General features: G+C 38.5%; 22 protein-coding genes and 1 other annotated feature. All 22 genes read right to left on the bottom strand.

What is annotated here, in order from left to right:
- Positions 1–63: 63 nt before the first annotated feature.
- The 22 genes from ileS to MUB24_RS01220 all read right to left on the bottom strand — a co-directional run bounded on the left by ileS (position 64) and on the right by MUB24_RS01220 (position 23456).
- Positions 64–2826, bottom strand: coding sequence for an isoleucine--tRNA ligase (ileS, locus tag MUB24_RS01325; protein WP_244700141.1), 2763 nt, complete (start codon positions 2824–2826; stop codon positions 64–66).
- Between the two features lie 52 nt (positions 2827–2878).
- Positions 2879–3099, bottom strand: a binding site (T-box leader).
- 53 nt (positions 3100–3152) lie between these two features.
- Positions 3153–3668 (bottom strand): DivIVA domain-containing protein, encoded by a 516-nt coding sequence (locus tag MUB24_RS01320; protein WP_244700138.1) that lies wholly within the window; start codon positions 3666–3668, stop codon positions 3153–3155.
- A 195-nt stretch (positions 3669–3863) separates the two neighbouring features.
- Complete coding sequence (locus MUB24_RS01315) at positions 3864–4535, bottom strand: YlmH family RNA-binding protein (RefSeq protein WP_313898414.1); 672 nt, start codon at positions 4533–4535, stop codon at positions 3864–3866.
- Between the two features lie 17 nt (positions 4536–4552).
- On the bottom strand, positions 4553–4813 hold the full coding sequence (locus tag MUB24_RS01310) for a YggT family protein (RefSeq protein ID WP_244700135.1): 261 nt from the start codon (positions 4811–4813) through the stop codon (positions 4553–4555).
- A 3-nt stretch (positions 4814–4816) separates the two neighbouring features.
- Entirely contained in the window at positions 4817–5257 is a 441-nt protein-coding gene (locus MUB24_RS01305; protein WP_244700132.1) for a cell division protein SepF, read from the bottom strand.
- 17 nt (positions 5258–5274) lie between these two features.
- On the bottom strand, positions 5275–5946 hold the full coding sequence (locus tag MUB24_RS01300) for a YggS family pyridoxal phosphate-dependent enzyme (protein WP_244700129.1): 672 nt from the start codon (positions 5944–5946) through the stop codon (positions 5275–5277).
- Between the two features lie 94 nt (positions 5947–6040).
- The gene (locus MUB24_RS01295) at positions 6041–6313 is read right to left on the bottom strand and encodes a YlmC/YmxH family sporulation protein (RefSeq protein ID WP_244700126.1); all 273 of its coding nucleotides are present in this window, start codon (positions 6311–6313) and stop codon (positions 6041–6043) included.
- A 335-nt stretch (positions 6314–6648) separates the two neighbouring features.
- Positions 6649–7467, bottom strand: coding sequence for an RNA polymerase sporulation sigma factor SigG (gene sigG, locus MUB24_RS01290; RefSeq protein WP_396426688.1), 819 nt, complete (start codon positions 7465–7467; stop codon positions 6649–6651).
- A 134-nt stretch (positions 7468–7601) separates the two neighbouring features.
- A complete protein-coding gene (gene sigE / locus MUB24_RS01285; protein WP_244700120.1) occupies positions 7602–8321 on the bottom strand; it encodes an RNA polymerase sporulation sigma factor SigE in 720 nt (239 codons plus the stop codon).
- A gap of 22 nt (positions 8322–8343) precedes the next feature.
- Positions 8344–9270 (bottom strand): sigma-E processing peptidase SpoIIGA, encoded by a 927-nt coding sequence (spoIIGA, locus tag MUB24_RS01280; RefSeq protein WP_244700117.1) that lies wholly within the window; start codon positions 9268–9270, stop codon positions 8344–8346.
- 205 nt (positions 9271–9475) lie between these two features.
- Positions 9476–10615 (bottom strand): cell division protein FtsZ, encoded by a 1140-nt coding sequence (gene ftsZ, locus MUB24_RS01275; protein ID WP_244700114.1) that lies wholly within the window; start codon positions 10613–10615, stop codon positions 9476–9478.
- Positions 10616–10652: 37 nt separating this feature from the next.
- Positions 10653–11927 (bottom strand): cell division protein FtsA, encoded by a 1275-nt coding sequence (gene ftsA, locus MUB24_RS01270; protein WP_244700111.1) that lies wholly within the window; start codon positions 11925–11927, stop codon positions 10653–10655.
- 129 nt (positions 11928–12056) lie between these two features.
- Positions 12057–12413: a small basic family protein gene (locus MUB24_RS01265; protein ID WP_244700109.1), complete on the bottom strand. Its 357-nt coding sequence runs from the start codon at positions 12411–12413 to the stop codon at positions 12057–12059.
- A 1-nt stretch (position 12414) separates the two neighbouring features.
- Complete coding sequence (locus MUB24_RS01260; RefSeq protein ID WP_313898413.1) at positions 12415–13143, bottom strand: DUF881 domain-containing protein; 729 nt, start codon at positions 13141–13143, stop codon at positions 12415–12417.
- The gene (locus tag MUB24_RS01255) at positions 13140–13844 is read right to left on the bottom strand and encodes a DUF881 domain-containing protein (RefSeq protein ID WP_244700107.1); all 705 of its coding nucleotides are present in this window, start codon (positions 13842–13844) and stop codon (positions 13140–13142) included. The genes MUB24_RS01260 and MUB24_RS01255 overlap by 4 nt, the downstream gene beginning before the upstream one ends.
- The gene (locus tag MUB24_RS01250; protein ID WP_244700105.1) at positions 13825–14601 is read right to left on the bottom strand and encodes a cell division protein FtsQ/DivIB; all 777 of its coding nucleotides are present in this window, start codon (positions 14599–14601) and stop codon (positions 13825–13827) included. Before MUB24_RS01250 ends, MUB24_RS01255 begins: the two co-directional genes overlap by 20 nt.
- 244 nt (positions 14602–14845) lie before the next feature.
- On the bottom strand, positions 14846–15946 hold the full coding sequence (murG, locus tag MUB24_RS01245) for an undecaprenyldiphospho-muramoylpentapeptide beta-N-acetylglucosaminyltransferase (protein ID WP_244700103.1): 1101 nt from the start codon (positions 15944–15946) through the stop codon (positions 14846–14848).
- A 174-nt stretch (positions 15947–16120) separates the two neighbouring features.
- Complete coding sequence (gene spoVE, locus MUB24_RS01240) at positions 16121–17224, bottom strand: stage V sporulation protein E (RefSeq protein WP_396426687.1); 1104 nt, start codon at positions 17222–17224, stop codon at positions 16121–16123.
- A gap of 83 nt (positions 17225–17307) precedes the next feature.
- Positions 17308–18675 (bottom strand): UDP-N-acetylmuramoyl-L-alanine--D-glutamate ligase, encoded by a 1368-nt coding sequence (murD, locus tag MUB24_RS01235; RefSeq protein WP_244700101.1) that lies wholly within the window; start codon positions 18673–18675, stop codon positions 17308–17310.
- Position 18676: 1 nt separating this feature from the next.
- On the bottom strand, positions 18677–19651 hold the full coding sequence (mraY, locus tag MUB24_RS01230; RefSeq protein ID WP_244700099.1) for a phospho-N-acetylmuramoyl-pentapeptide-transferase: 975 nt from the start codon (positions 19649–19651) through the stop codon (positions 18677–18679).
- Between the two features lie 232 nt (positions 19652–19883).
- Positions 19884–21341, bottom strand: a complete 1458-nt coding sequence (locus MUB24_RS01225; protein WP_280516821.1) for a UDP-N-acetylmuramoyl-L-alanyl-D-glutamate--2,6-diaminopimelate ligase — start codon at positions 21339–21341, stop codon at positions 19884–19886.
- 201 nt (positions 21342–21542) lie between these two features.
- The gene (locus MUB24_RS01220; protein WP_244700097.1) at positions 21543–23456 is read right to left on the bottom strand and encodes a stage V sporulation protein D; all 1914 of its coding nucleotides are present in this window, start codon (positions 23454–23456) and stop codon (positions 21543–21545) included.
- Positions 23457–23506: the final 50 nt, after the last annotated feature.

Here is a 23506-nt window from a genome sequence, read left to right as displayed (position 1 = left end):
GCATTTAGAACGAATCTATTATCGTAAAAATAGCTCTCCTCTTAAGTGGAGAGCTATTATCATTTAAACGTAATTCTCTTTTACAACCGTTGCACAACGCTGACAAAGGGTAGGATGATCTTTATCTTGACCAACATCCGATGTAACGACCCAACATCTTTCGCAGGTTTCCCCTTCCGCCTTTTCCACAACAATTGCACCATGATCTACTTTCAAAGCTGATTCCGGTGCTTCTTCGACCGTTCCTCCGATCGCAAAATCAGAGACAATAAACAGTTGCTTCATATTCCCATGCAAGCGTTCCAATAAAGCTTTTGTTTCATCATTGACATACAATGTGACCTTCGCTGTCAATGATTTGCCGATCACTTTTTGATTACGCGCTTCTTCCAAAGCCTTTAATACATCATCGCGCAATTTTAAAAACTCACTCCATCTTGCTTCGATTTGCTCGGCGTTTTCTACCTCTTTGTATTCAGGCATATCTGTAAGCTGCACACTTTCTTCCTGAACGTCAGGAATAAATGACCAAACCTCATCTGCTGTATGGGGCAAGATCGGAGAAAGAAGTTTCACCAATGTAACAAGACTTTCATACATCACCGTTTGCATTGCACGACGTTCGTAATGATTCTTTGCTTCGATATACAAAATATCTTTTGCAAAATCGAGATAAAAAGAACTTAAATCAAGGGTGCAGAAATTATTCACTTCATGGTAAATAGTCATGTACTCAAAGTCTTCATAGGCAGCTCGAACTTTTTTAATAAGCTTGTTTAAGCGAACGACTAAAAATTGATCGACTTCTCTTAATTTCTCATATGGCACGGCATCTGTTTCGGGATGAAAATCAGCCAAATTCCCAAGTAGGAAGCGGAATGTATTGCGGATTTTCCGATAAACTTCACTTACTTGCTTGACAATTGGATCAGAAATTCGTACATCCGCTTGATAATCAACGGAAGCGACCCAAAGGCGGACAATTTCTGCTCCATATTGATTCATCAGTTTCGACGGAACAATCACATTGCCAATCGATTTACTCATTTTCCGCCCTTCCCCGTCATTGACAAATCCATGACTGAGAACTCCTTTATAAGGCGCTTGACCGGTGACCGCAACAGCCGTCGTTAACGAAGAATTAAACCAACCGCGGTATTGGTCGGAACCTTCTAAATACAAATCAGCAGGACGTTGTAGGTCATTTCGTTCCTCCAACACGCCTTGATGGGACGAACCGGAATCAAACCAAACATCCATAATATCCGTTTCTTTTGTAAAATGACCATTCGGGCTAGCCGGATGTTCAAATCCTTCTGGAAGAAGCTCAGCCGCTTCCTTTTCAAACCAAATATTCGAGCCATGTTCACGGAAAAGCTTTGCAATATGAGCAATCGTCTCATCTGTAATGATCGGTTCCCCATTTTCTGCATAAAAGACGGGAATCGGTACACCCCATACCCGTTGTCTGGAAATACACCAGTCGCCACGATCTCGAATCATGTTGAAGAGACGAGTTTCACCCCAATTCGGGATCCATTGCACACTCTTGACAGCCTCCAATAATTCTTCTCTAAAATCCTTAATCGAAGCAAACCACTGGGAAGTCGCACGGAAAATAATCGGTTTTTTCGTCCGCCAATCATGCGGGTAAGAATGGGTGATAAAACTTAAATGTAATAAAGCACCTACTTCTTTTAATTTCTCGGTAATCACTTTATTTGCTTTGTCATAAAATAAACCTTCGAATCCAGGGGCTTCTGCTGTCATACAGCCTTTATCATCCACTGGACAGAGCACATCTAAACCATATTTTTGCCCAATATAGAAGTCATCTTCCCCATGACCCGGCGCTGTATGAACACAACCTGTTCCTGATTCAATCGTGACATGTTCACCTAAAATAATCGGTGATTCACGATCATAAAAAGGGTGGGTTGTTACAATATTTTCGAGTTGAGAACCTTTCAATGTCTGAACGACTTCAGCATGTTCCCACTCCAAAATCGTTTGGACAGATTCCAACAGGGCTTCCGCAATGACATACTTCTGATCTGCTACCTTGACAACCGCATAATCCAAATCCGGATGGACCGCTACCGCTAAATTGGCTGGAATCGTCCAAGGGGTTGTCGTCCAAATGATAAATTTGGTTCCTGCTTCAATGACATTCTTTCCATCGGTTACTTCAAAACTCACGTAAATCGAAGGAGAACGTTTATCTTTATACTCAATTTCCGCTTCTGCTAAAGCTGATTCACTTGATGGAGACCAATAGACAGGCTTTTTGCCTTTATAAATATAGCCTTTCTTCGCCATTTCTCCGAAAACTAAAATTTGCTGTGCTTCGTATTCTGGTTTAAGCGTAATATACGGATTTTCCCAATCTCCACGGACCCCAAGACGTTTGAACTCTGTTCTTTGGTTATCAATCTGCTCATAGGCATATTTCGCACAAAGCTCTCTAAATTCTTTGATCGACATCTCTTTCCGTTTTACGCCTTTATTGGTGAGGGCCTGCTCAATTGGCAAACCATGGGTATCCCAACCAGGAACATAAGGGGCGCAATACCCACTCATCGATTTATACCGAACAACAAAATCCTTTAGAATTTTATTTAAAGCGTGCCCCATATGAAGATTTCCGTTTGCATAGGGGGGGCCATCATGCAAAATATACAGAGGTCGATCTTTTGTCCTTTCTTGCACTTTTTTATAAATATCCATCTCTTGCCATCGTGCTTGGATATCAGGTTCTTTTTTGGGCAGATTTCCTCTCATTGGGAAATCCGTCTTTGGCATTAACAATGTTTCTTTATACTCCATTGATAAAATCCTCCTATTCCTTCAAATCAAAAAAATAGCCTTTCCGTCCCTTGTTAGGGACGAGAAGACTATTTCCCGCGGTACCACCCGAATTAGCAATTAAAAATTGCTCGCTCTTTTCCGTATCGTGGAACGACGCTTCCATCTACTAAAAGATTTCAATGTAAGAACTCGAGGGTGATCTTCCATTTCTTATTTGTTCAGGCTTTCACCATCCCTGAATCGCTGGTTGAATCGAATTATGAAATGTACTGTCCCTGTCATCATTTATCCTATATACTTATTCATTTAATTATAATCATTATAAAGGAAACGTAAGCGCTCCGTCAATATTCACTTTCTACCTCTTCCAGACCCCTTAATTCTGTTGTGTCCACTTCATACTCCATCAATTTATCCCAATCATCATGATCAATTAGATCAAGCTGGGCTTCAATCAACATTTTAAACCTTCTTCGAAACACTTTCGATTGCTTTTTTAATTCTTCAATCTCTAAAGCGATTTTTCGGGCTTTCGATAAAGATTCATTGACAATTCGATCCGCATTTTTTTCTGCTTCTCGAATAATCAACTTCGCCTCTTTTTGCGCATTTCCTTTTACTTCCTCGGCAGCTTCTTGGGCAACAACAATTGATTTGTGCAAGGTATCCTCAATACTACTAAAATGACCGAGCCTTTCATCCATACCAGCTAATTTGTCTTCTAATTCCTTTTTTTCACGTAAAATGATTTCAAATTCTTTGATCACTTGGTCGAGAAATGAATTGACTTCATCCTCATTATATCCTTTCCACCCTCTACTGAATTCCTTATTATGTATATCCACTGGCGTTAAAGCCATTGTGACGCCACCTCCACTAATCTCCTGCATGAATAACTATATTATACAAACTTCGACGTAAATTAGCTAGATTCCTTTTATTTTTTAACATTAATTTAATATGCCTAGTTTGATTCGTAGTTTGTCTTTTTTTGTCTTTCCAAAAATCTCCAATAAGGAGCATCTCCCGAGTCCTCTGACGGAAATAACATCTCCTTAGGCACATTCAAAAGAAGGTTGTTCCATTATTCCCCAGTTCACCTTCGTCCTGCCTTGTTGGATAAGGATTTGAGCTTTGTTTCTAGAAATTTGAAAGGCGGCTGCAATCAGGGCATCTAGACGAAGTGAACTCGTCGTCGTTTCTTTTTCTTTCCACTGCTCATTAGGAGATAACATCGCAGCGAAATCTTGCTTCTTGGTGGATACCTTCGCTTTTCCAATTTGATTCAGTTGTAAAATAATATAATCTTCCATCGCAGCATCCATAAGGAATTGAATACGATCTTCATGAATGATAATATCGCCAAATTTTTCACGTTTTACCCCTAGTGACAGGATAGAGCCTAAAATCATCCGGTGATCCAACTGAACAAATTTTTTCGGATAATCCACTTCATATAATCCAATTTCAAAATCTTCCAATGTCGGCTGATAATAGTCAGGAAAAAGCAAAACTCTTTTTCTTTCACATTGGTCCATTCCACCGAAAAATTGGTATTGTACATCATTTTGTTCTCCAATAATCGCGCGAAGAATATATTGCTGGCGGGGATCTAAAAAATCGGCTAGCTTTGGAGAATAATGATCCTCAACATACTCCCGCCATGCGATGACTTGATCAATAAACTCTTTTTCTTCAGGGCGAAAATGTTGATAGACTTCAGACATTTCTTTTCACTCCGTCTTTAAATCCAATAGGCCAACGCCCCTACCCCTCTTGCAGCAAGGTTTAATACAAAAAAGGCTGCGAGTGGTGAAATATCAATCATCCCAATGGGAGGAATGAAGCGGCGAAACGGTTCTAAATATGGTTCACAAATACGGCCAAGAAATTGTCCAATCGATGTTTCACGAGCGTTCGGAAACCAACTCATTAAAATATAAATAATAAGCGCCCACGAATAAATCGTAATAATTTGCGATAGAATACCGAAAACAAAATCCATTCCTTATGTCCACCTCGAATCTTCAAAATCATGTTCATTTATCAGTTCTGAAATATTTCCTGAAACTTCTACATTGTCTGGAGTGCATAAAAAGATATCACGTCCAATCTTTTGAATATCACCACCTAAAGCATACACAGCTCCACTGAGAAAATCTACAATCCGTATCGCTTGATCGTGATGAATTCGTTGTAAATTAACGATCACAGCTCGCCGATTAACCAAATGGTCGGCCACTTCCTGCGCTTCTGCATAAACCCTTGGCTCCACCAAAAAAACTTTTGAGGATTTTTTGGCACTTTGCAAGCTCACAACATTCTGTTTCCGATTTGCCGGCACCTGATCCTCCTCTTCCGGTGAATTGTCTCTAGGGCTTTCCTCTTCCACATATTCATACTCATCTTCTAGCATAAAGAAATTTTTGAATTTAGATTTTAGTCCCATCGGTAACCTCCCTCTCCTTATTCACCAACAAGGGCCGTCCCAATCCTAACATAGGTAGCCCCTTCTTCAACCGCGATTTGATAATCATTGGACATTCCCATCGATAACTCCGTACAGGGTGCATGCGGAAGATGTAAACGGCGAATCTCATCTTGCAACGCCTTAAGTTTCCGAAAGCAATGACGAATAACTTGCTTGTCCTGCGTTAAAGGAGCCATTGTCATTAAACCAACGATTTGAATATTAGAATATCGCTCTAATTCCTTTATAAATTCGATGGCTACTTCTGGTTGGACCCCATGTTTCGATTCCTCTCCAGACATATTCACTTGAACGAAACATTTCATTGGAGAGGTAGCTCGTTTATCAATTTCTTTTGCTAAGGAGTGCCTGTCCAAAGAATGGATATAAGAGACCTTGTCTAAGATATTCTTTACTTTTCGTGTTTGCAAGGTTCCAATAAAATGCCATACAGGCCTGTTCCCTAATATTTCCCATTTGGAAAGCAGGCCATCATCCCGATTCTCTCCTAAATGCTGAATACCAGCATCAACCGCCTCTAGGGCCCTTTCATTCGAAACATACTTCGTAACGGCAATGACGTTCACATCTTTGGGATTTCTTCCGACCTTTGAACATGCAGCTGCTATTTTCTCTTTTATGATAGCGAAATTATTTTCTACCTTCACGAACCAAAACTCCTATTACATTTTTGAATGAATCTTTTAAGCGTATTTTTATCTAGTGTACCATAAATTCCCTCCCCATAGATAAGAAATATCCTTATTTCGGTTTATCTAATTGTTGCTGGACATATTGTTGACCCTTATGCCTTACAAGAATCACATCTTCTCCGATCTTCACGATTTGGCTCCAGGGAATGATCACCTCTTCTTCTCTTCCTAAAAAACCCAATAATCTCCCTTGTTGGCCAATAATAATCGTTTCAATCTTCCCGGTATCCAAATTAATTTCAATATCCCCTACGTGGCCCAGTCTACGCCCATCTGCAATATTAACCACATCTTTCACCTGAAATTCAGAAATTCTTACCATCGAGGTCCCCGCCTTTAATAAAAAGTTTATTTCTTTATATATATGCGGAGCTCGGATATTTATTGTAACGAAAAAGAGTCTGATCCCTTATATAGGATCAGAGCTCTTTTTCTGGATCTAGCTGCAGCGCCTAGCGACTAGCAAATTTACGTCTTCTTCCTACGATAAGTCAACATCGGTTCGTCCTTCGTCCTCACCGTGTTTCCTTTATCTCGTCAGAAGTCTTTAAATTTAGGCCAACAGGATGTTGGTCAGAACAGCGTTGCGCCAGGACGGCGCGAACTTAGCTGTTCGTCCTTTTTCATCCAGCTAAACAGGCGCTTTCGCTTTTCTTTTCACTGAATATTTTTATTCATTTGTTTTATGGCGGCTTTCTCTAGTCTTGAAACTTGTGCTTGAGAAATACCAATCTCTTCTGCAACCTCCATTTGCGTTTTTCCTTGAAAAAATCGTTTGCGAATGATCATTTTTTCTCGTTCGTTTAACCTTTGTAAACCGTCATGAAGCGCAATTTCTTCAATCCATGTACTGTCTTTATTCTTTTCATCACTTAATTGATCCATTACAAAAATTGGATCGCCCCCATCATTGTAAATGGGTTCAAATAAGGAAACCGGATCTTGAATGGCATCCATAGCAAAAACAACTTCTTCATGTGGAATATCTAATTCTTTTGCAATTTCTGCAGCAGTCGGTTCTCGAGATGTTTTTGCCATTAATTTTTCACGTACATGCAATGCCTTATAGGCAATATCCCGGAGAGAACGGGAAACTCGAATCGGGTTATTATCCCGCAAATATCTCCGTATTTCTCCGATAATCATGGGAACTGCATATGTAGAGAATCGTACATTTTGGCTTAAATCAAAATTATCAATTGATTTCATTAGTCCTATACAACCTACTTGAAATAAATCATCTACATATTCCCCTCTGTTATTAAAACGCTGAATGACACTTAATACAAGCCGCAAATTACCATTTACTAATTTTTCTCGAGCTGACCTATCACCTTGCTGCATTTGCTTTAAAAGTTCCCGCATTTCTTCGTTTTTTAGGACAGGAAGCTTCGAAGTATCCACACCGCATATTTCTACTTTATTTCGCTTCAACTCTTTTCCCTCCTTGCAGGAGCTGATTACAAAATTCAGTATCTCCTTGGAAGGGAAATCTATGCATCCACATTTTTATTAAAAATAGAAGCGAAACAAGATAGTTCTTGTCCACATCCGATTTATCCGTCTTTTTACAAGCAAAATATTTTTCGAAAATTTATTTTTTCGATTCGTTATACCATTTTATTAAATTCTTTTCGAAGTCTTTTAATAATTCTTTTTTCAAGTCTTGAAATATACGATTGAGAAATGCCTAATTGGTCTGCTACATCTTTTTGGGTTTTTTCCATGCCGCCATTTAAACCAAATCTTAATTCCATAATCTGTTTTTCTCGAGCTGATAATTTCTCTAAAGCCGTTAAAAGCAGCTTTTTGTCCACATTCGCTTCCAAATCCTTTGTGACAATATCTTCTTCCGTTCCCATAACATCTGATAAAAGTAATTCATTCCCATCCCAATCAATATTTAATGGTTCATCAAATGAAACCTCAGATCTTGTTTTATTATTTCTCCTAAGGTACATTAGAATTTCATTTTCAATACAGCGAGAAGCGTATGTAGCAAGCTTAATTTTTCTCTCGGGATTAAAGGTATTAACGGCTTTAATCAAACCAATCGTTCCAATACTAATCAAATCCTCAATATTAATCCCCGTATTTTCAAATTTCCTGGCAATATAGACAACAAGGCGTAAATTTCTTTCAATTAACATTGATCTCGCTGTTTTATCGCCATGAGGAAGTTTCTCTAATAAGACCTCTTCCTCATCCTTTGTTAAAGGAGGTGGTAACGCCTCACTTCCCCCAATATAGAAGATCTCATCTGATTTCATCCCAAGCTTGATAAGTAGACGATACCAATAATATTGAATCCGTAACCGAAAATGCTTCATCCTTTATCCTCCTTTGTTTGAATTATGATGCTGAATCAATGACAACACCCGAAGCCATCTGTGGATGTAAAATGCATTGGAATGTTCCATCACCTGATAATTGTTGGGTTGTAAATACAAGCAGAACATCCTTTTCAATATTTCTGCCATTTTCTTCTTTTATCATTACTTTTTCCGGTTTGAATGCACATAGAAGTTGATTGTTTTTTCCTAAAGTTTTAGCAGGGATGAGACGCATAATATGAGTCCATTCTGTTGGCAATGTAGCGGAAGCTGTATACAGATCATTTTGACCATCCGCAACTGCCTGCACTTCCTCTGGCAAATCGTTTTGAAACGGTTCAATCGATACGATCATAACTGGCTTTTTTGAAATTGGGTCGTATAATTGGTTTCCACTGTCAATTAATCCCTTTAGCTCTACTTCAATTTCATTGATCATAATATAGACATCATAGAGAACATCATATTGAATACTTGTTTTGGTTAAATGATTGATTCTTGTTTTAGAAAAATACCAAGCGACCGGAAAAGCGCCTGCCAAAAACAACCAGCTAATCGGATCGCCATATCCTCGTACAGTTTCTATCGCAACAGAGGTTCTGAAATCCAAATGAAACGATAAAAAATAATGTGCCCCTATTAAAATGCCTCCCATTAAAAAAGTAGCAAAATAAAAGGTAAATAAGGAGGCGAAGAATGTGGATACTCTTTTATAACCAAATGTGATCCAAACCATCAACACCGATAAAATTCCTTTCATGAACGGATGAGTGGACCATGTTGAGATCGGAGTCATGGCCATTAAAATGACTAAAGATCCTAACAATCCGCCTAATAAAATTTTGAAAGGATGAATTTTTCTTTTTAAATAAATAGATGTTGCCCATAAAAGAAAGCTGTCTATAAGAAAGTTTAATAACCAGATAATGTCAAGATAAACAACCAAATAGACCCCCTCCCACTTTCATACTAAAGCGAAATATCCCTTTCCGTCTAAAACATTATATAAAAGTATAGAACACAAGCATTTTGGATTGTGTCAAATTCTGTAATGAAAAAATCAGAAGTTTTCACTTGTTTAGCCGAAGTTTGTCAAAAAAAACACCAAAAAACCAACCCCACGAAAGGGTTGGTTTTTTACTTTAAACCTATTAACGTCTTCTATTTCTATTTCTTAAAAATGTTGGGATATCTAATGTATCTTCAACAGATTGGTTTGATTGTACGGGCTCGCGATGTTCTTCTTTTTTCACTTCACGAGTGGTCGCTTTTTCCTGCTGATTCACATTTGGCTTTGGTTGGCCAAATGATGGTCTAGATTTTTTCGAATTGGCTGCTACCTCATCAAAACCTGTCGCAATCACTGTAACCACAATCTCATCTTTAAGATCTTCGTTAATGACAGATCCAAAAATCATATTAACTTCATGATCTGATGCGGAAGCAACAATGTCCGCCGCTTCTTGTACTTCATATAGGCTTATATTGCTTCCTCCAGAAATATTCATCAAAACACCTTGCGCACCATCGATGGATGTTTCAAGCAATGGAGAAGATATAGCTTTTTTCGCTGCTTCTGTCGCACGGCTTTCTCCTGATGCAATCCCAATTCCCATTAATGCTGATCCTTTATTCGTCATAATTGTTTTGACGTCAGCAAAGTCTAGGTTAATTAATCCAGGTACAGCAATTAATTCCGAAATCCCTTGAACCCCTTGACGTAAAACATTGTCAGCCTCACGAAATGCTTCAAGCATTGGAGTACTTTTATCTACAATTTCAAGTAAACGATCATTCGGAATCACAATCAATGTATCTACTGCTTCTTTCATGCTACTAATTCCACCACTCGCTTGATTGGAACGTTTTCTTCCTTCAAACGTGAAAGGTCTAGTCACAATACCTACAGTCAAGGCACCTATATCTTTCGCAATTTGCGCAATCACAGGTGCAGCTCCTGTTCCAGTTCCACCGCCCATACCTGCAGTTACAAATACCATATCTGCCCCCTTGAGGGCCTCTTCAATTTGTTCCTTACTTTCTTCGGCAGCTTTTTTACCTACTTCAGGATTCGCCCCTGCACCAAGTCCTCTTGTAAGCTTTGCTCCTATTTGCATTTTCGTTTCTGCTTTTGATAGATTCAGAGCTTGTGCATCGGTGTTGACAGCGATAAATTCTACTCCTTGAACATCGTGTTCAATCATTCTATTTACCGCATTATTACCGCCTCCACCTACTCCAACTACCTTAATGGTCGCTAAAGAATCTAAATTAGTATCGAAATCTAACATTGGCAAGTCCTCCTATTTTGTTCATTAACTGGGATGCCTACTCGAAAAAGTGTCCAAAAAACTTTTTTACTTTTGCGGTAATTTTTTCATCCGGATTTTTATCAGTTTTTTTATTCTGTGTTACTTTCACAGGTTCTGTTTGCTCATATGATTCAGCGGAAGAACTAATATTTCTCCCTTCTAGTCTAGCTGTCTTATAAGCATGTTTAATGAGACCAACTGCCGTGATAAATTGAGGTTCACGTACCCCGATATAATCAGGGATAGCGATTCGCACCCTGTTTTGAAATATATCCTGTGCTAATTCCAATACACCAGGAATATTAGCTGCACCGCCTGTCAACACAATTCCACCAGGTAAATCTGAGACACCCATATTGGCTAATTCACTTTGAATAAGCTCAAAGATCTCTTGTACTCTTGCTTCAATTATATCAGACAATTCCAATTGATTAAATTGTTGATGTTGATCACTTCCGATAACCGGTACGCTAAAAACCTCATCACGAGAAGCATCATCATAATAGGCATGTCCATACTTCCTTTTAATCTTCTCAGCATCTTCTGTCGTCGTTCTAAGACCAATCGACAAATCTTTTGTAATATTATCTCCGCCAATAGGTATGACAGTGGTCCCCCTTATGTACCCATGCTCAAACACTGCAATTGTTGTAGACCCACCACCCATGTCAATTAACGCCGTCCCTAAACTTTGTTCATCCTTTGATAAAGCAGCCGAAGCTACGGCAAGTGGCTTCAGGACAATATCAACGATTTCTAAGCCGGCCTTTTCAACACAGCGAAGAGTATTATGTAGATTCGTTTTAGAACCTGTCACAATAATCCCTTCCATTTCAAGCCTTACACCGATCATCCCCCGAGGATCTGTAATTTCATCGAGTCCATCGACAATAAATTGATGGGGAAGAATGTTAATAATTTCTCTTTCCGGAGGAATCGAAACTACTTCTGCTGCATCGATCACTCTAGCAACATCTTCATCTGTAATCTCTCTATTTTCACTAGAGACCGCGACTACTCCGTGACAATGCTGAAGACCTACTTGATTTCCAGCAATTCCGACAATCACCTGATTAATTTGCATCCCAATCATTCTCTCAGCTTGCTCGACAGCTCGCCTTATCGAATGAACCGTCTTATCAATATCCACAATGGATCCTTTCCTAATTCCTTCTGAATTTGCGGTACCTACTCCGATTATATTAAGCGAATGATTGGACATTTCCCCAATAATCACCTTAACTGAGGATGTACCAATGTCTAAGCTGACATATATTTCGCTGTTGTTCATTCTCTGGCACCCCCTTGTTTCTTACTATTTCTATTCCTTTTTTCTATCCTTTTCATCGACTATCAATCCTTGAGTATGCATAATTAATTAATTCGTCATTTAAAAGAAATTTCCTGTTTATCATACTATTTATTTCGAATTTTCTCTAGTATTTCCCCACTTATTAAGCAAGATTCTTCGTATCACGGCGATATTTTGAAATAATCTTATGCCAAAAGCAAAAACTGCAGCTAAATACAAGTCTACACCAAGGTGCACTCCTAGAAAAGCTAAACTTGCTGCAAGAAAAATATTAAAGAAAAACCCTGAAACAAATATGCGATTGTCATATAAATTTTGTAAATAGGCCCTAATTCCCCCGAATAAAGTATCGAGAGCTGCCAAAACAGCAATAGATAAGTAATTGGCATATTCATCCGGAATTTGTATATCTGTTAAAAGACCTAACAATATCCCAATTAGGAGTCCAATGATAGGAAGCAACAAATTAGCCATCTCCTTTTTCTTCCACAGGCTCCATATTCTTGAGTCTAATCGGATCAACATGCGCAGGCAACTGAATGGACTCTTCTGGAACGGACACGTCCAGTTGTAAATTATCAATGAAAAAGTCATCAAGTACAGGTGATATTTGAATTCGGTTATGCAATTTTTCAGCCATTTCCATACTTTCAGTCAGAACGAGAATGTGAAATGGAAATCTATTAAGTGAATGAGTTCCCACTTTTGTTTCACCATTTATATCCCGTATCACCGTTGTATGTATATATCTTTCACCATCAATGGCTATTTGCTTGGCTCCATACATATTTAACTCATTGACCAATCTTTGTAATACAACTGGAGAGACTTGTGGTGGTGGTTGTCCAAGTAACATATCATCATCTATTGTTTTAATGGTTAAAATAATTCCTGGACCGTCCATTTTGGTCAAACCTGCTTCTTTCTTTAATTCTAAGATAGTTTGTTTTAGCACCTCTTCTTTATTATCCTTCAATTCAGAAGAATAATCATGGATTTTTTTATCTTGGAGACGAACTTCTCGCAAAAGCTTTGATTGCAAATCCATTTCATTATTAATCGCTTCTCGTAGCTCCCACGTATCCCTCGTATCTCTAACCTCTGGCTTTTGCACGGTATTAAATTGCACGGCTACCATAAATCCTACAATACATGTGATCATTGTAAAATACATTTTAGTCTTATTGGTCATCATGTCGATTCTCCCAATACTGGATCCAAAACAATTTGTTTTTTCTTTTCAATCGTGAACATAATATTGTCGTTTACGATTTGATCACGAGCTCCTCCTTTTAATGTCACTGCAGATATAAGAGCGTCTGCGTCTCCTAATGCAGTAATTTTAAAAGGAGCGGGAAAAGGATTTCCATCCACAGTAATAACTGGGCCTGAGCATACAATGTAAGAATCAGACTTTAGCCTTTGACCATTAATGGCTATAGCAGATGCCCCTGATACGATCAACTCATTTACTACCTTGAAGACATGATGTTCATGGACAAGATAATTGTTCGCATCCTCCTCTTTTTTATATTCTCCATCTTCAAGTAAAATTTCGACACCCGGACCTTTCACCTTCACTTTACCTAAAAACATCCGATATTTTTCCGCATCTGCAGCAAGTGTGTGATAATATTCTTCTTCCTGGAAAAGTTCCTTCTCAATTTGTCTCACATTATCCTGTTTTTCATACAATTCGTTTTGTAGTTCTTGATTTCGGCCTTGAATAGAGATCAATTGATTTCGTAAATTCTTCTCCATTCTATACTGCTTGTCCGTAATTTGGACATTTAAGTGCTTGTCTTTTCCGGCTTGACTGTAAGAGAATGCGAGTATAAATCCAAATATAAGAAACACAAAGGAAAAAATGACATATTTACCCCTCACCCTCCTCATTCATATCCTCTCCCTCTGTCTCATATGCTTTAAAAAAAGATCCCACCTCAAAATCAATAACTCCTTTTGTATTTGGATCTAACTGTCCAACAACAGAGGGATAATGAGCCATTTTTTCTGCCAAAGTTGGAATCGTTGCATTTACTTCATTTCCATCATTCATAAATAGGTAAATATGATAGGGATCTGTTTTTTTAGGATCATGTTGGATTTCAGAAATAGAATAAAAAATTTCTTTCGGAATATTTTTTAGTTGTGTAGTTAATTCCTTTAATACATTGCCCTCTTTAAAATTCGTTAGAATAGGAGCATTATAGAGAAGGTTATTTTTCTTCTCAAGAACACGGCCATTTTCTAAAACCGGCTGAACCTGATTATCCTTCACCAACAATGCGATACTTGAGTATTCCACTATGTGAACCTGGATGATATTAGGAAATTTCATTTTGACCTCTATATCTTTAATTACCGGTAATTTCCTCACATTTTTTTTCACATTTTTTTTATTTATTTTCCATATATTTTCACCTTGTTTTAAACCGGATATGGATAGTATTTCTTCTTTAGAAGCGATTTTATTACCTTGGATATCTATTTCCTTGATATGACTAAGAGGGGATTGAAAGTACACAACTAAAACAATTAACAAAAAGAATAAGGATAATAGACTTATCAATCTTTTGTTTGCTTTTCTCCTACGATGTTCTTTTATTTTTGGTATCCTATCCTCTAATGATAAAACCTTCCCTTTTTGCATAGATACGCCCCCCATTTCGAATCCTCTAAAAGTACGTGTTCAAAAAGGAGGATAAAAAGGACCAAGAAGTTCGAGGCGGCGCAGTTTCGAGCAGCGGACTTGTACAGGATGTACTGACTTCTGCGTTGCCCACAGGACGTGGGCGGTTTTAGCAGAAGTTCCTTATCCTAATACATGAGCAGCGGAGAAACAAGCCAACGAAGAAATTCACAGTGTCATTTTTACCGGACTTTTTGAACATCCTCTAAAAGCGATGATTGACTAATTGAAACATAAGATTCGTTAATCTTTCAGATGCATCGCGCATGCCTAGTTTTCTTGAAGCATCCCCCATCATCTTTCTCTTTTCATCATTTAACATGATGGAATCTAATGACTCTAAAAACTGTTTACTCGATAATTCCCTCTCCAATAGCATGATGGCAGCTCCATGTTCAACTAATGTTTGTGCATTTTTTTCTTGATGATTATTTGTTACATAGGGACTTGGAACTAAAATAGAGGGTATTCCAATGGCAGTAATTTCTGCAAGTGATGTGGCCCCAGCTCTCCCGACAACCACATCAATGGATGTTAGAACCTTTTGCATATCATGGATAAACGGAACAATGGCTATATTGGATTGTTTCCCTAGTAAAGAAGCTTCCTCCATCACATGATCGTAATGTATTTGACCAGTCACATATATAATTTGATAGGGTCTTCTCGATAATGAGCTTAAAGATTTTAGAACAGCTTCATTAATTGGTCTCGCTCCTCTACTTCCCCCTGTAATGAGGACCGTTGGTATCCCTTCCTTCAACCCAAGCGCTTTTAATATACCAGGTTTTCTTGTCCCAACTACTTCTGAAGCACGTGGATTCCCTGTTAAAATTACTTTATTTTTTGGAAAAAATTCTTCTACTTCTTTAAAGCATACGGCAACCTTATCCACATAGCGACTCAAAAACTTGTTCGTTAATCCTGGAACACTATTTTGCTCGTGAATAATGGTAGGGATTTTCTTTTTAGCGGCAGCATACACGACTGGTCCACAAACATATCCACCCGTTCCAATCACGACATCTGGATGAAATTTTTTAAGGATCGTTTTACTATCCTTTACGCCTTTTAGAAAACGAAAGATTGTTTTAATATTTTCAAAGGATAGGGATCGTTTAAATCCTGTTATATGAATGGCTTCAAAAGATATATTTTCTCTTCGGACGATATCTGCTTCCAATCCTTTCTGTGTACCGATATATAAAAATTCTGTTTCTGGATATCGTTGCTTAATTGTCCGTATTAAGGCAAGTGCTGGATAAATATGACCACCCGTTCCACCGCCAGTGACAACTATTCTCATATTTCCACCTCAGTCTTCATCAATCTCTACTTCACGACCCAAAAAAATAACCTAATCATTATCTTACTATATTTTACTCCATAATAAAGTGTTCAGCATCATATGTTGTTTAAATGTAATAAAAACATCAAATCTAAAAATAGGCATAAAAATAGAACTCTGTACAGAGCTCTATTATACACGTGAGTATCTGCTAACGTTTAGAAGGATTCCAACGGCCATCAACATTAAAGTTAATGAAGAACCGCCATAACTGAGAAACGGGAGAGTTATCCCTGTAACAGGCATTAAACCAGTTACAACACCGACATTGATCATCACCTGAATCGCTATCATAGATATTATGCCAACAGCGAGAAAACTTCCAAACAAATCAGGAGCTCCAAGGGCGATCCTTATCCCTCGCCATAGTAATAAGGCAAATAATAAAAGAATGAGACTTCCTCCAATAAATCCCAATTCTTCCGCTAAGACCGCAAATATAAAATCGGTTTGTGGTTCTGGTAGATAAAAAAACTTTTGCCTGCTTTCACCTAACCCAAGTCCAAACAATCCGCCTGGTCCAATTGCATACAACGATTGAATAATTTGAAAGCCGCTTTTCAATGGATCTTGCCAGGGGTCTAAAAAGGAGGTAATCCGAGCAATTCTATAGGGGGCTGAAATGACCAGCCCTATAAAACCAGCTAACCCGATTAGACCTAATATGACGAAATGAAACACCCTCGCACCCGCAATAAAAATCATAATCATGCAAGTCCCTACCATAACAGTCCCTGTTCCTAAATCCGGTTGCAGCATAATAAAACCAAATGCCAGAAACACAAGCGAAAGCGATGGCAGTAACCCTTTTTTAATCGTTGTAATATAACGCTGTCTCTCTGAAAGAAATTTCGCTAAAAAAGCAATCATCGCCAACTTCATAAACTCTGAAGGCTGGATAGAAAAGGCGCCGACACCTAGCCAGCTTCTTGATCCATTTCGTTCCATCCCAATGCCTGGAATAATAACTAAAATCAATAACAAAAAACATAGGATCATTAGGGGCTTGGACCATTTTTTTAGAACCCAATAATCCACATTCATAATCACAAACATGGCCACAATGCCGAGTGCGGCAAAAAGAAACTGGCGCTTCGCAAAGAAAAATGAGTCGGAAAATTTATAGTCCGCCCATATGGCGCTTGCACTATACACCATAATTAACCCGATGGCTAATAAAAGCATTGTGGACAATATCAAGATAAAATCAGGGGCTGTTTTTTTCAGTGTTTTCAGTGGCAATATACAACACCTCGTGACCTGCAAATTAGAGCTTTTTAGGGAGTGTACACGCCTTTGTTGATTCTCTCCTTCGTCCCCTAAAAATTCTTGCTCTTTTCCAGTTTATGCACAGCCTCAATGAAAATATCACCGCGAACTTCAAAAGTTTTATATTGGTCCCAACTGGCACATGCAGGAGAAAGTAAAATGACGTCGCCGCGGTCTGATAATTCATAGGCTGTAGGTACAGCTTCTTCTACATTATCGACATGTACAATCGTTTGTATTCCTGCCTTTTTACCTATCTCTTCCAATTTATTTGCCGTTTGACCAAATAATACTAGTGCCTTCACTTTTGATAGAGAAGGGATTAGGTCCTCAAAACCATTTCCCCGGTCTAACCCCCCAGCTAGAAGGATAATCGGTTGATTAAATGCGTTAAGCGCACTTGAAGCAGCTAAAATATTCGTGGCTTTAGAATCATTATAGAATTTTCTTTCATGGAGTTCTGAAACAAATTGGGTCCGATGCTTCACACCTGTAAAGGTAGACAAAACAGAAACTATATCACAATTGTCTACTTCTTTTAATTTTGCCGCCGCAGTAGCGGCAAGAATATTTTCTAAATTATGAGCACCAGGTAGAGCTATTTCCGATCGATCGATAATTTCTTCTCCTAAAAACATTAATTTGCCATTTTTAATAGAAGCCCCATTTTCAATATACCTTTTAGTAGAAAACGGAATAATTTGTGCAGCACTTTCTTGGGCCAGATTCATTAAAACTTCTTGATCTGCATTGACGATTAAATAATCATCTGCTGTTTGTTTTTTTGTAATATTCATTTTTGCTTGCACATATTCATTCCAAGATTTATGGTAATCTAAATGGGCTTCATATAAATTTGTTAGGATTGCAATATGTGGTCGAAATGTATCAATGCCCATTAATTGAAAGGATGATAGTTCAACAACCATGGTGTTGTCTGCTGTCGCTATTTGGGCTACTTCAGAGGCAACGGTCCCAATATTTCCGGCAATAAGTGGATGCTTAGCCGCTTGCTTAAGCATCTCATAAATTAAGGTGGTGGTCGTAGTCTTTCCGTTTGTGCCTGTAATGCCAATCATATCTGCTTCCGCTATTTGATAAGCCAGTTCAACCTCTGTGATAATCGGCAAGCCCATTTCAACGGCTCCCCGCACAAGTGGATTAGAATAAGGGATTCCTGGATTTTTGACAATTAATTCAAATCCCTCATCTAATAATTCGACAGGATGACTTCCACAAATAACTTTTATTCCTTGTTCTAATAATCCCTGAGCATCCGGGTTTTCCTCAAATGGTTTATAATCATTGACGGTTACAAACGCTCCTAATTGATGCAAAAGTGAAGCCGCGACAACCCCACTTTTGGCAAGCCCTAAAACCAATATTTTTTTATAATGATATTTATTTATCGTTTTCACCTTACAACCACACCTCGATATAAATTCCTATAATTGAACAAAGAATTCCAACCGTCCAAAATGTCACAACAACACGCCACTCTGACCAACCTGATAACTCATAATGGTGATGTAAGGGACTCATTTTGAAAATTCTTTTTCCAGTTGTTTTAAAGGAAGCAACCTGCAAAATAACAGAAAGGGTTTCAACTACAAACACAGCCCCAATAACGAGTAAAATAAGCTCAACTTTCAATAAGATGGAAATGGCTGCAATTGCCCCGCCTAATGCTAGAGAGCCAGTATCTCCCATAAATACTTTAGCAGGATGAGCATTAAAGACGAGAAAGCCTAAAACAGCTCCCACGACGGTAACCGAGAAAACAGAGATATCAAATTGTGAATGACTCCATGCCACAATCGCAAAAGCCCCAAAAGAAATGGCTGCTGTGCCAGAAAGCAAACCATCCAAACCATCCGTTAAATTTACCGCATTTGAAAATCCGACTAACCAGAATACAATAAATAAGGAATAAAACCAACCAAGCTCGATACTGAAATCCGTCATCGGAATGGTAATGGCCGTTGAAATATCATTCATCTTTAATCCAATATAAAAAATAATGGCGATCACAATTTGACCGATTAATTTTTGTTTGGATGTTAGACCTAGATTTCTTTTTAGAGCAATTTTAATAAAATCATCCAAAAATCCAAGTAATCCATACCCCGCTGTTACGAATAGTAATAAATAAATTTCCCAATTTGGTTCTTGAAACTTCCACATCATCACAAGCGTCGTGACCAAAACAGAGAGAACAATTAAAATCCCTCCCATTGTCGGTGTCCCACTCTTTTTCTGATGGGATTTCGGTCCTTCCTCCCGAATACTTTGCCCAAATTTAAGTCTTCTTAAAAAGGGGATAAAGATAGGGGATAGTAACACCGTAATAAGGAAACTAATCAGTAAGGACAATAAAATAACTCTTTCCATCATATTTCTTCGCTCTCCAATTCAAACGCTGTTTTTCTTTCTATATACGATTTATTCTCTCATAAATCGTCACCATTCCAAGTGATTCAGCTTTCTATTTTTGCTCATTTTCGCTCTTTCGTAAAGGTTCATTCTATTGAAACTTTCGTATCAGAATATTGTTTTTCTGGCCTATGACACGATATGTAAAAGTGCGTGTTCAAAAAAAGAGGTTAAAAAGACCAATAAAAGTATTCTATTTCCCCTTTATCGCATTCAATGAAACCAACCGATCATCAAAATCATGCACTTTATCCCCAATAATTTGGTACGTTTCATGCCCTTTACCTGCAACCAGCACGACATCTCCTTCTTCAGCTAAGTCGATTGCGCGTTTAATCGCTTCTTTCCGATCTGGCACAATCTGAAACTGAGAACCCACTACACCTTTTTTCATATCTTCTAATATTGTTTGCGGGTCTTCATTTCGAGGATTATCCGATGTGAAGATCGGATCTGTTGCCCATTTACACGCGATTTGGGCCATTAATGGCCGTTTAGATCGGTCTCTGTCTCCACCACAGCCAACCACACAAAAAACACGTTTATTCGCAAATTGTTGAATGGTCTTTAGAACATTTTCCAACCCATCTGGTGTATGAGCATAATCAACAATAACGGTGAAATTTTGTCCACCATCCACTAGTTCAAAACGTCCAGGGACTCCTTTGGCCTGTTCAATTGACTGGATAATGATGTCAAATGGTATTTGAGATACATACGCTGTGGCTATTGCTGCAAGTGCATTATAAACATTAAATTCTCCTGCTAAAGGCAAACGGATATCCCTTTCCCCTTCAGGAGAAAGAAGCCTAAACGAAACCCCATCACTATGGTAGGAGATGAAATCAGCCTGAAAATCTGCCGGTTTTTGAATGCCATAAGTCACAACATGGGCAGATGTTTCCGCAGCAAATAATTCTGTTACCTGATCATCCACATTAAGCACAGCATATTTAGGATGTTCGGTGAGATAGGTATTTCCTAGTTTGGAAAACAATAAACTTTTTGCCCTTTTGTATTCTTCCATTGTACGGTGATAATCAAGGTGATCTTGTGAAAGATTTGTGAAAACAGCGACATCATAATCGCACCCATTTACTCTGCCTTGCACCAAAGCATGGGAAGAAACCTCCATAGTCGCCGTCTCAACATGTTCCTCCACCATTTCATGAAATACTTTCTGCAATTCTAGGCTATCGGGAGTTGTATTTTTTGTTTCTAATATTTTGTTGCCAATTTTGATATGGACCGTCCCAATTAAACCAGTCAGCTGTTCCGCATCTCTGAAAATAGCATCAATCAAATGACTGGTTGTTGTTTTTCCATTGGTTCCTGTAATTCCAATTAGGTGTAATTTTTGGGTAGGATGGTCGTAAAACGTGTCTGCAAGTATGGCCATCGCCTTTTTCGTGTCTTTCACTATAAGCACAGGCACATTTAATGATAAAGGTTTTTCAGCCAGAATGGCCACTGCTCCATTTTCAACGGCATCTTTGGCAAATTCATGACCATCAAAAGTGAAGCCTTTTATACAAATAAATAAATGGCCATTTTTTACTTTTTGATGATTATTCGATATTCCCGTTATTTCCATATTTTCTTCAGGCAACTGTATAAATGGAAGTGATTGTAGCAATACATGTAAATTCAATGATCTTCAATCCTTTCATAATGGGAGAATGGGTCATTACCATCCCATTATATAAGCTGGAGTGTTTTTTTATATGTTTCTATAACAAATAAACATTCCTATCTATTCTACAAAATAATTGAAGATGAAGCTATAATTTTTTAGATTCTTTTTTATTCACTTAAGAAGCGGCGATGAATGAATATCATGCCGCTCCGAAATTTAATCAAGATATATTCTGATGGCAGAACCCTCCTCCACTTTTACCCCCGGTTTTGGACTTTGCTGAATGACCTTCGAACCTTCCCCACTCGTTTTAAGCTGTAAATTATACATCTGTTGTTGAATTTCTTTAATGGTCATCCCTTTTAAATCGGGAACGGTAATCATGACGGGATCATTCCATTTTTTTTCTTTTTCTATTTGATTTTTTCGCGGCTTTACATTCATGGCCTGTAAAGAATCCTCTAAAATTTTCCCAACAATCGGAGCAGCCACAGTTCCGCCAAATTGCACCGTGCCTTTCGGATTATCCACGGCTGTATAAACAACAATTTGAGGATCATCTGCAGGAGCAAATCCGATAAAAGAAAGCACATAATTATTTTCTAGATAATGGCCATCCTTTGCCTTTTGGGCCGTACCTGTTTTCCCCCCGACCCGGTAAGAATCCACATAAGCGTTTCCCCCCGTCCCTTGAGCGACAACACTTTCCAGCGCATGTCTTACCTCTTTAGACGTCGCCTCTGAAATGACCTTTCTCTTGGCAACAGGGGTCTTTTTCATTACAACTTCTCCTGTTCTTGGATCTACCAGTTCTTTTGCAATATACGGCTGATATAAGGTTCCGCCATTTACAGCGGCTGCAACCGCAGCGACTTGTTGAATCGGGGTTACCGAAACACCTTGCCCAAAAGCGGTTGTCGCTAATTCAACTGGGCCCACCTGATCCATTTTAAATAAAATTCCTGTTCCTTCTCCAGCAAGATCGATTCCGGTTTTTTCTCCAAAACCGAAACCACGAATATAATCAAATAACTTGTCTTTTCCCAGTCTAGTTCCTAGTTCTACAAAGCCAGGGTTGCATGAATTTTCAACCACTTCGAGGAACGTTTGGCTTCCATGTCCACCACTTTTCCAACATCTTAAGGTGGATCCTCCTACCTTAACGGAACCAGGATCATGAAAATGTTCCTTTTCTAAATCTACTTTCCCCTCATTTAATGCCGCCGCAAGAGTAATGATTTTAAAAGTCGACCCAGGCTCATACGTACTCCAAATGGGAAGATTCCGATTATACACTTCTTGAGGTACAGTTCGGAAATCATCTGGATCAAAAGAAGGACGGCTGGACATTCCTAAAATCTCTCCATTGTTAGGATCCATTGCGATAGAAATAATTCCATCAGGGTTATATAATGCTTCTGCGTTGTCAAGTTCCCTTTCGATAATCGATTGAATCTTGGTTTCAATCGTTAATTTTAGGTTATACCCATCCATAGGGGGATCAAATTCATCCGACATATCTGGCATTCTTTTCCCTTTTGCATCTGAAAAGAATTGAACAGATCCTTTCTCCCCTTTTAATTCTTCATCATAATATAATTCCAAACCGGCAAGTCCTTGATTATCGATCCCGGTAAATCCTAATACATGGGATAAATATTTACCGAAAGGATAATGACGTTTGGAATCTTCTGCAATATAGACTCCTTTTAAATCTAAAGCTTGAACTTCCTTTGCTTTTTCAAAGCTAATTTTTCTTCCCTCTGGTAATCTTTCGATGGAAGAATTCTTGGCGACTCGTTTATAAATTTCTTCTTTTGACCCATCTAATACTTTCGCTAATTTTTCAGCCGTTTGTGCGGGATCTTCTATCTGCCGTGGTATGACATAAACAGTTGGAGCTGATTTATTTTCAGCAATGGAAACTCCATTCCTATCCACAATTTTCCCACGCTCCGGTTCAAACGGGATATTTCTACTCCAAGAATCTCTTGCAAGGTCTGTCAAAGCTTTTCCCATTCCAAACTGCACATAACCTAATCGAATATCAATAATGAAAAAAACAAATAGTCCCGCAATCAATATAAATGATAGTCGTTTCCTTACCGTTACCGCAGATACACGCTTCAAAAGAAGGACCTCCTCTTTCCAGGGCTCGTTCCACTATATGCCATGTCCCG

This window comes from Lederbergia sp. NSJ-179, from assembly GCF_022867885.1.
Classification (GTDB): domain Bacteria; phylum Bacillota; class Bacilli; order Bacillales; family Bacillaceae_C; genus Lederbergia.
This window is presented reverse-complemented; position numbering and strand designations above follow the sequence as displayed.

Bases quoted from the DNA above. Each gene is read 5' to 3' on its own strand.
- ileS (WP_244700141.1), bottom strand. From the start codon at position 2,826: ATGGAGTATAAAGAAACATTGTTAATGCCAAAGACGGATTTCCCAATG.
- MUB24_RS01320 (WP_244700138.1), bottom strand. From the start codon at position 3,668: ATGGCTTTAACGCCAGTGGATATACATAATAAGGAATTCAGTAGAGGG.
- MUB24_RS01315 (WP_313898414.1), bottom strand. From the start codon at position 4,535: ATGTCTGAAGTCTATCAACATTTTCGCCCTGAAGAAAAAGAGTTTATT.
- MUB24_RS01310 (WP_244700135.1), bottom strand. From the start codon at position 4,813: ATGGATTTTGTTTTCGGTATTCTATCGCAAATTATTACGATTTATTCG.
- MUB24_RS01305 (WP_244700132.1), bottom strand. From the start codon at position 5,257: ATGGGACTAAAATCTAAATTCAAAAATTTCTTTATGCTAGAAGATGAG.
- MUB24_RS01295 (WP_244700126.1), bottom strand. From the start codon at position 6,313: ATGGTAAGAATTTCTGAATTTCAGGTGAAAGATGTGGTTAATATTGCA.
- sigE (WP_244700120.1), bottom strand. From the start codon at position 8,321: ATGAAGCATTTTCGGTTACGGATTCAATATTATTGGTATCGTCTACTT.
- ftsZ (WP_244700114.1), bottom strand. From the start codon at position 10,615: ATGTTAGATTTCGATACTAATTTAGATTCTTTAGCGACCATTAAGGTA.
- ftsA (WP_244700111.1), bottom strand. From the start codon at position 11,927: ATGAACAACAGCGAAATATATGTCAGCTTAGACATTGGTACATCCTCA.
- MUB24_RS01260 (WP_313898413.1), bottom strand. From the start codon at position 13,143: ATGATGACCAATAAGACTAAAATGTATTTTACAATGATCACATGTATT.
- MUB24_RS01255 (WP_244700107.1), bottom strand. From the start codon at position 13,844: ATGAGGAGGGTGAGGGGTAAATATGTCATTTTTTCCTTTGTGTTTCTT.
- MUB24_RS01250 (WP_244700105.1), bottom strand. From the start codon at position 14,601: ATGCAAAAAGGGAAGGTTTTATCATTAGAGGATAGGATACCAAAAATA.
- murG (WP_244700103.1), bottom strand. From the start codon at position 15,946: ATGAGAATAGTTGTCACTGGCGGTGGAACGGGTGGTCATATTTATCCA.
- mraY (WP_244700099.1), bottom strand. From the start codon at position 19,651: ATGATGGAAAGAGTTATTTTATTGTCCTTACTGATTAGTTTCCTTATT.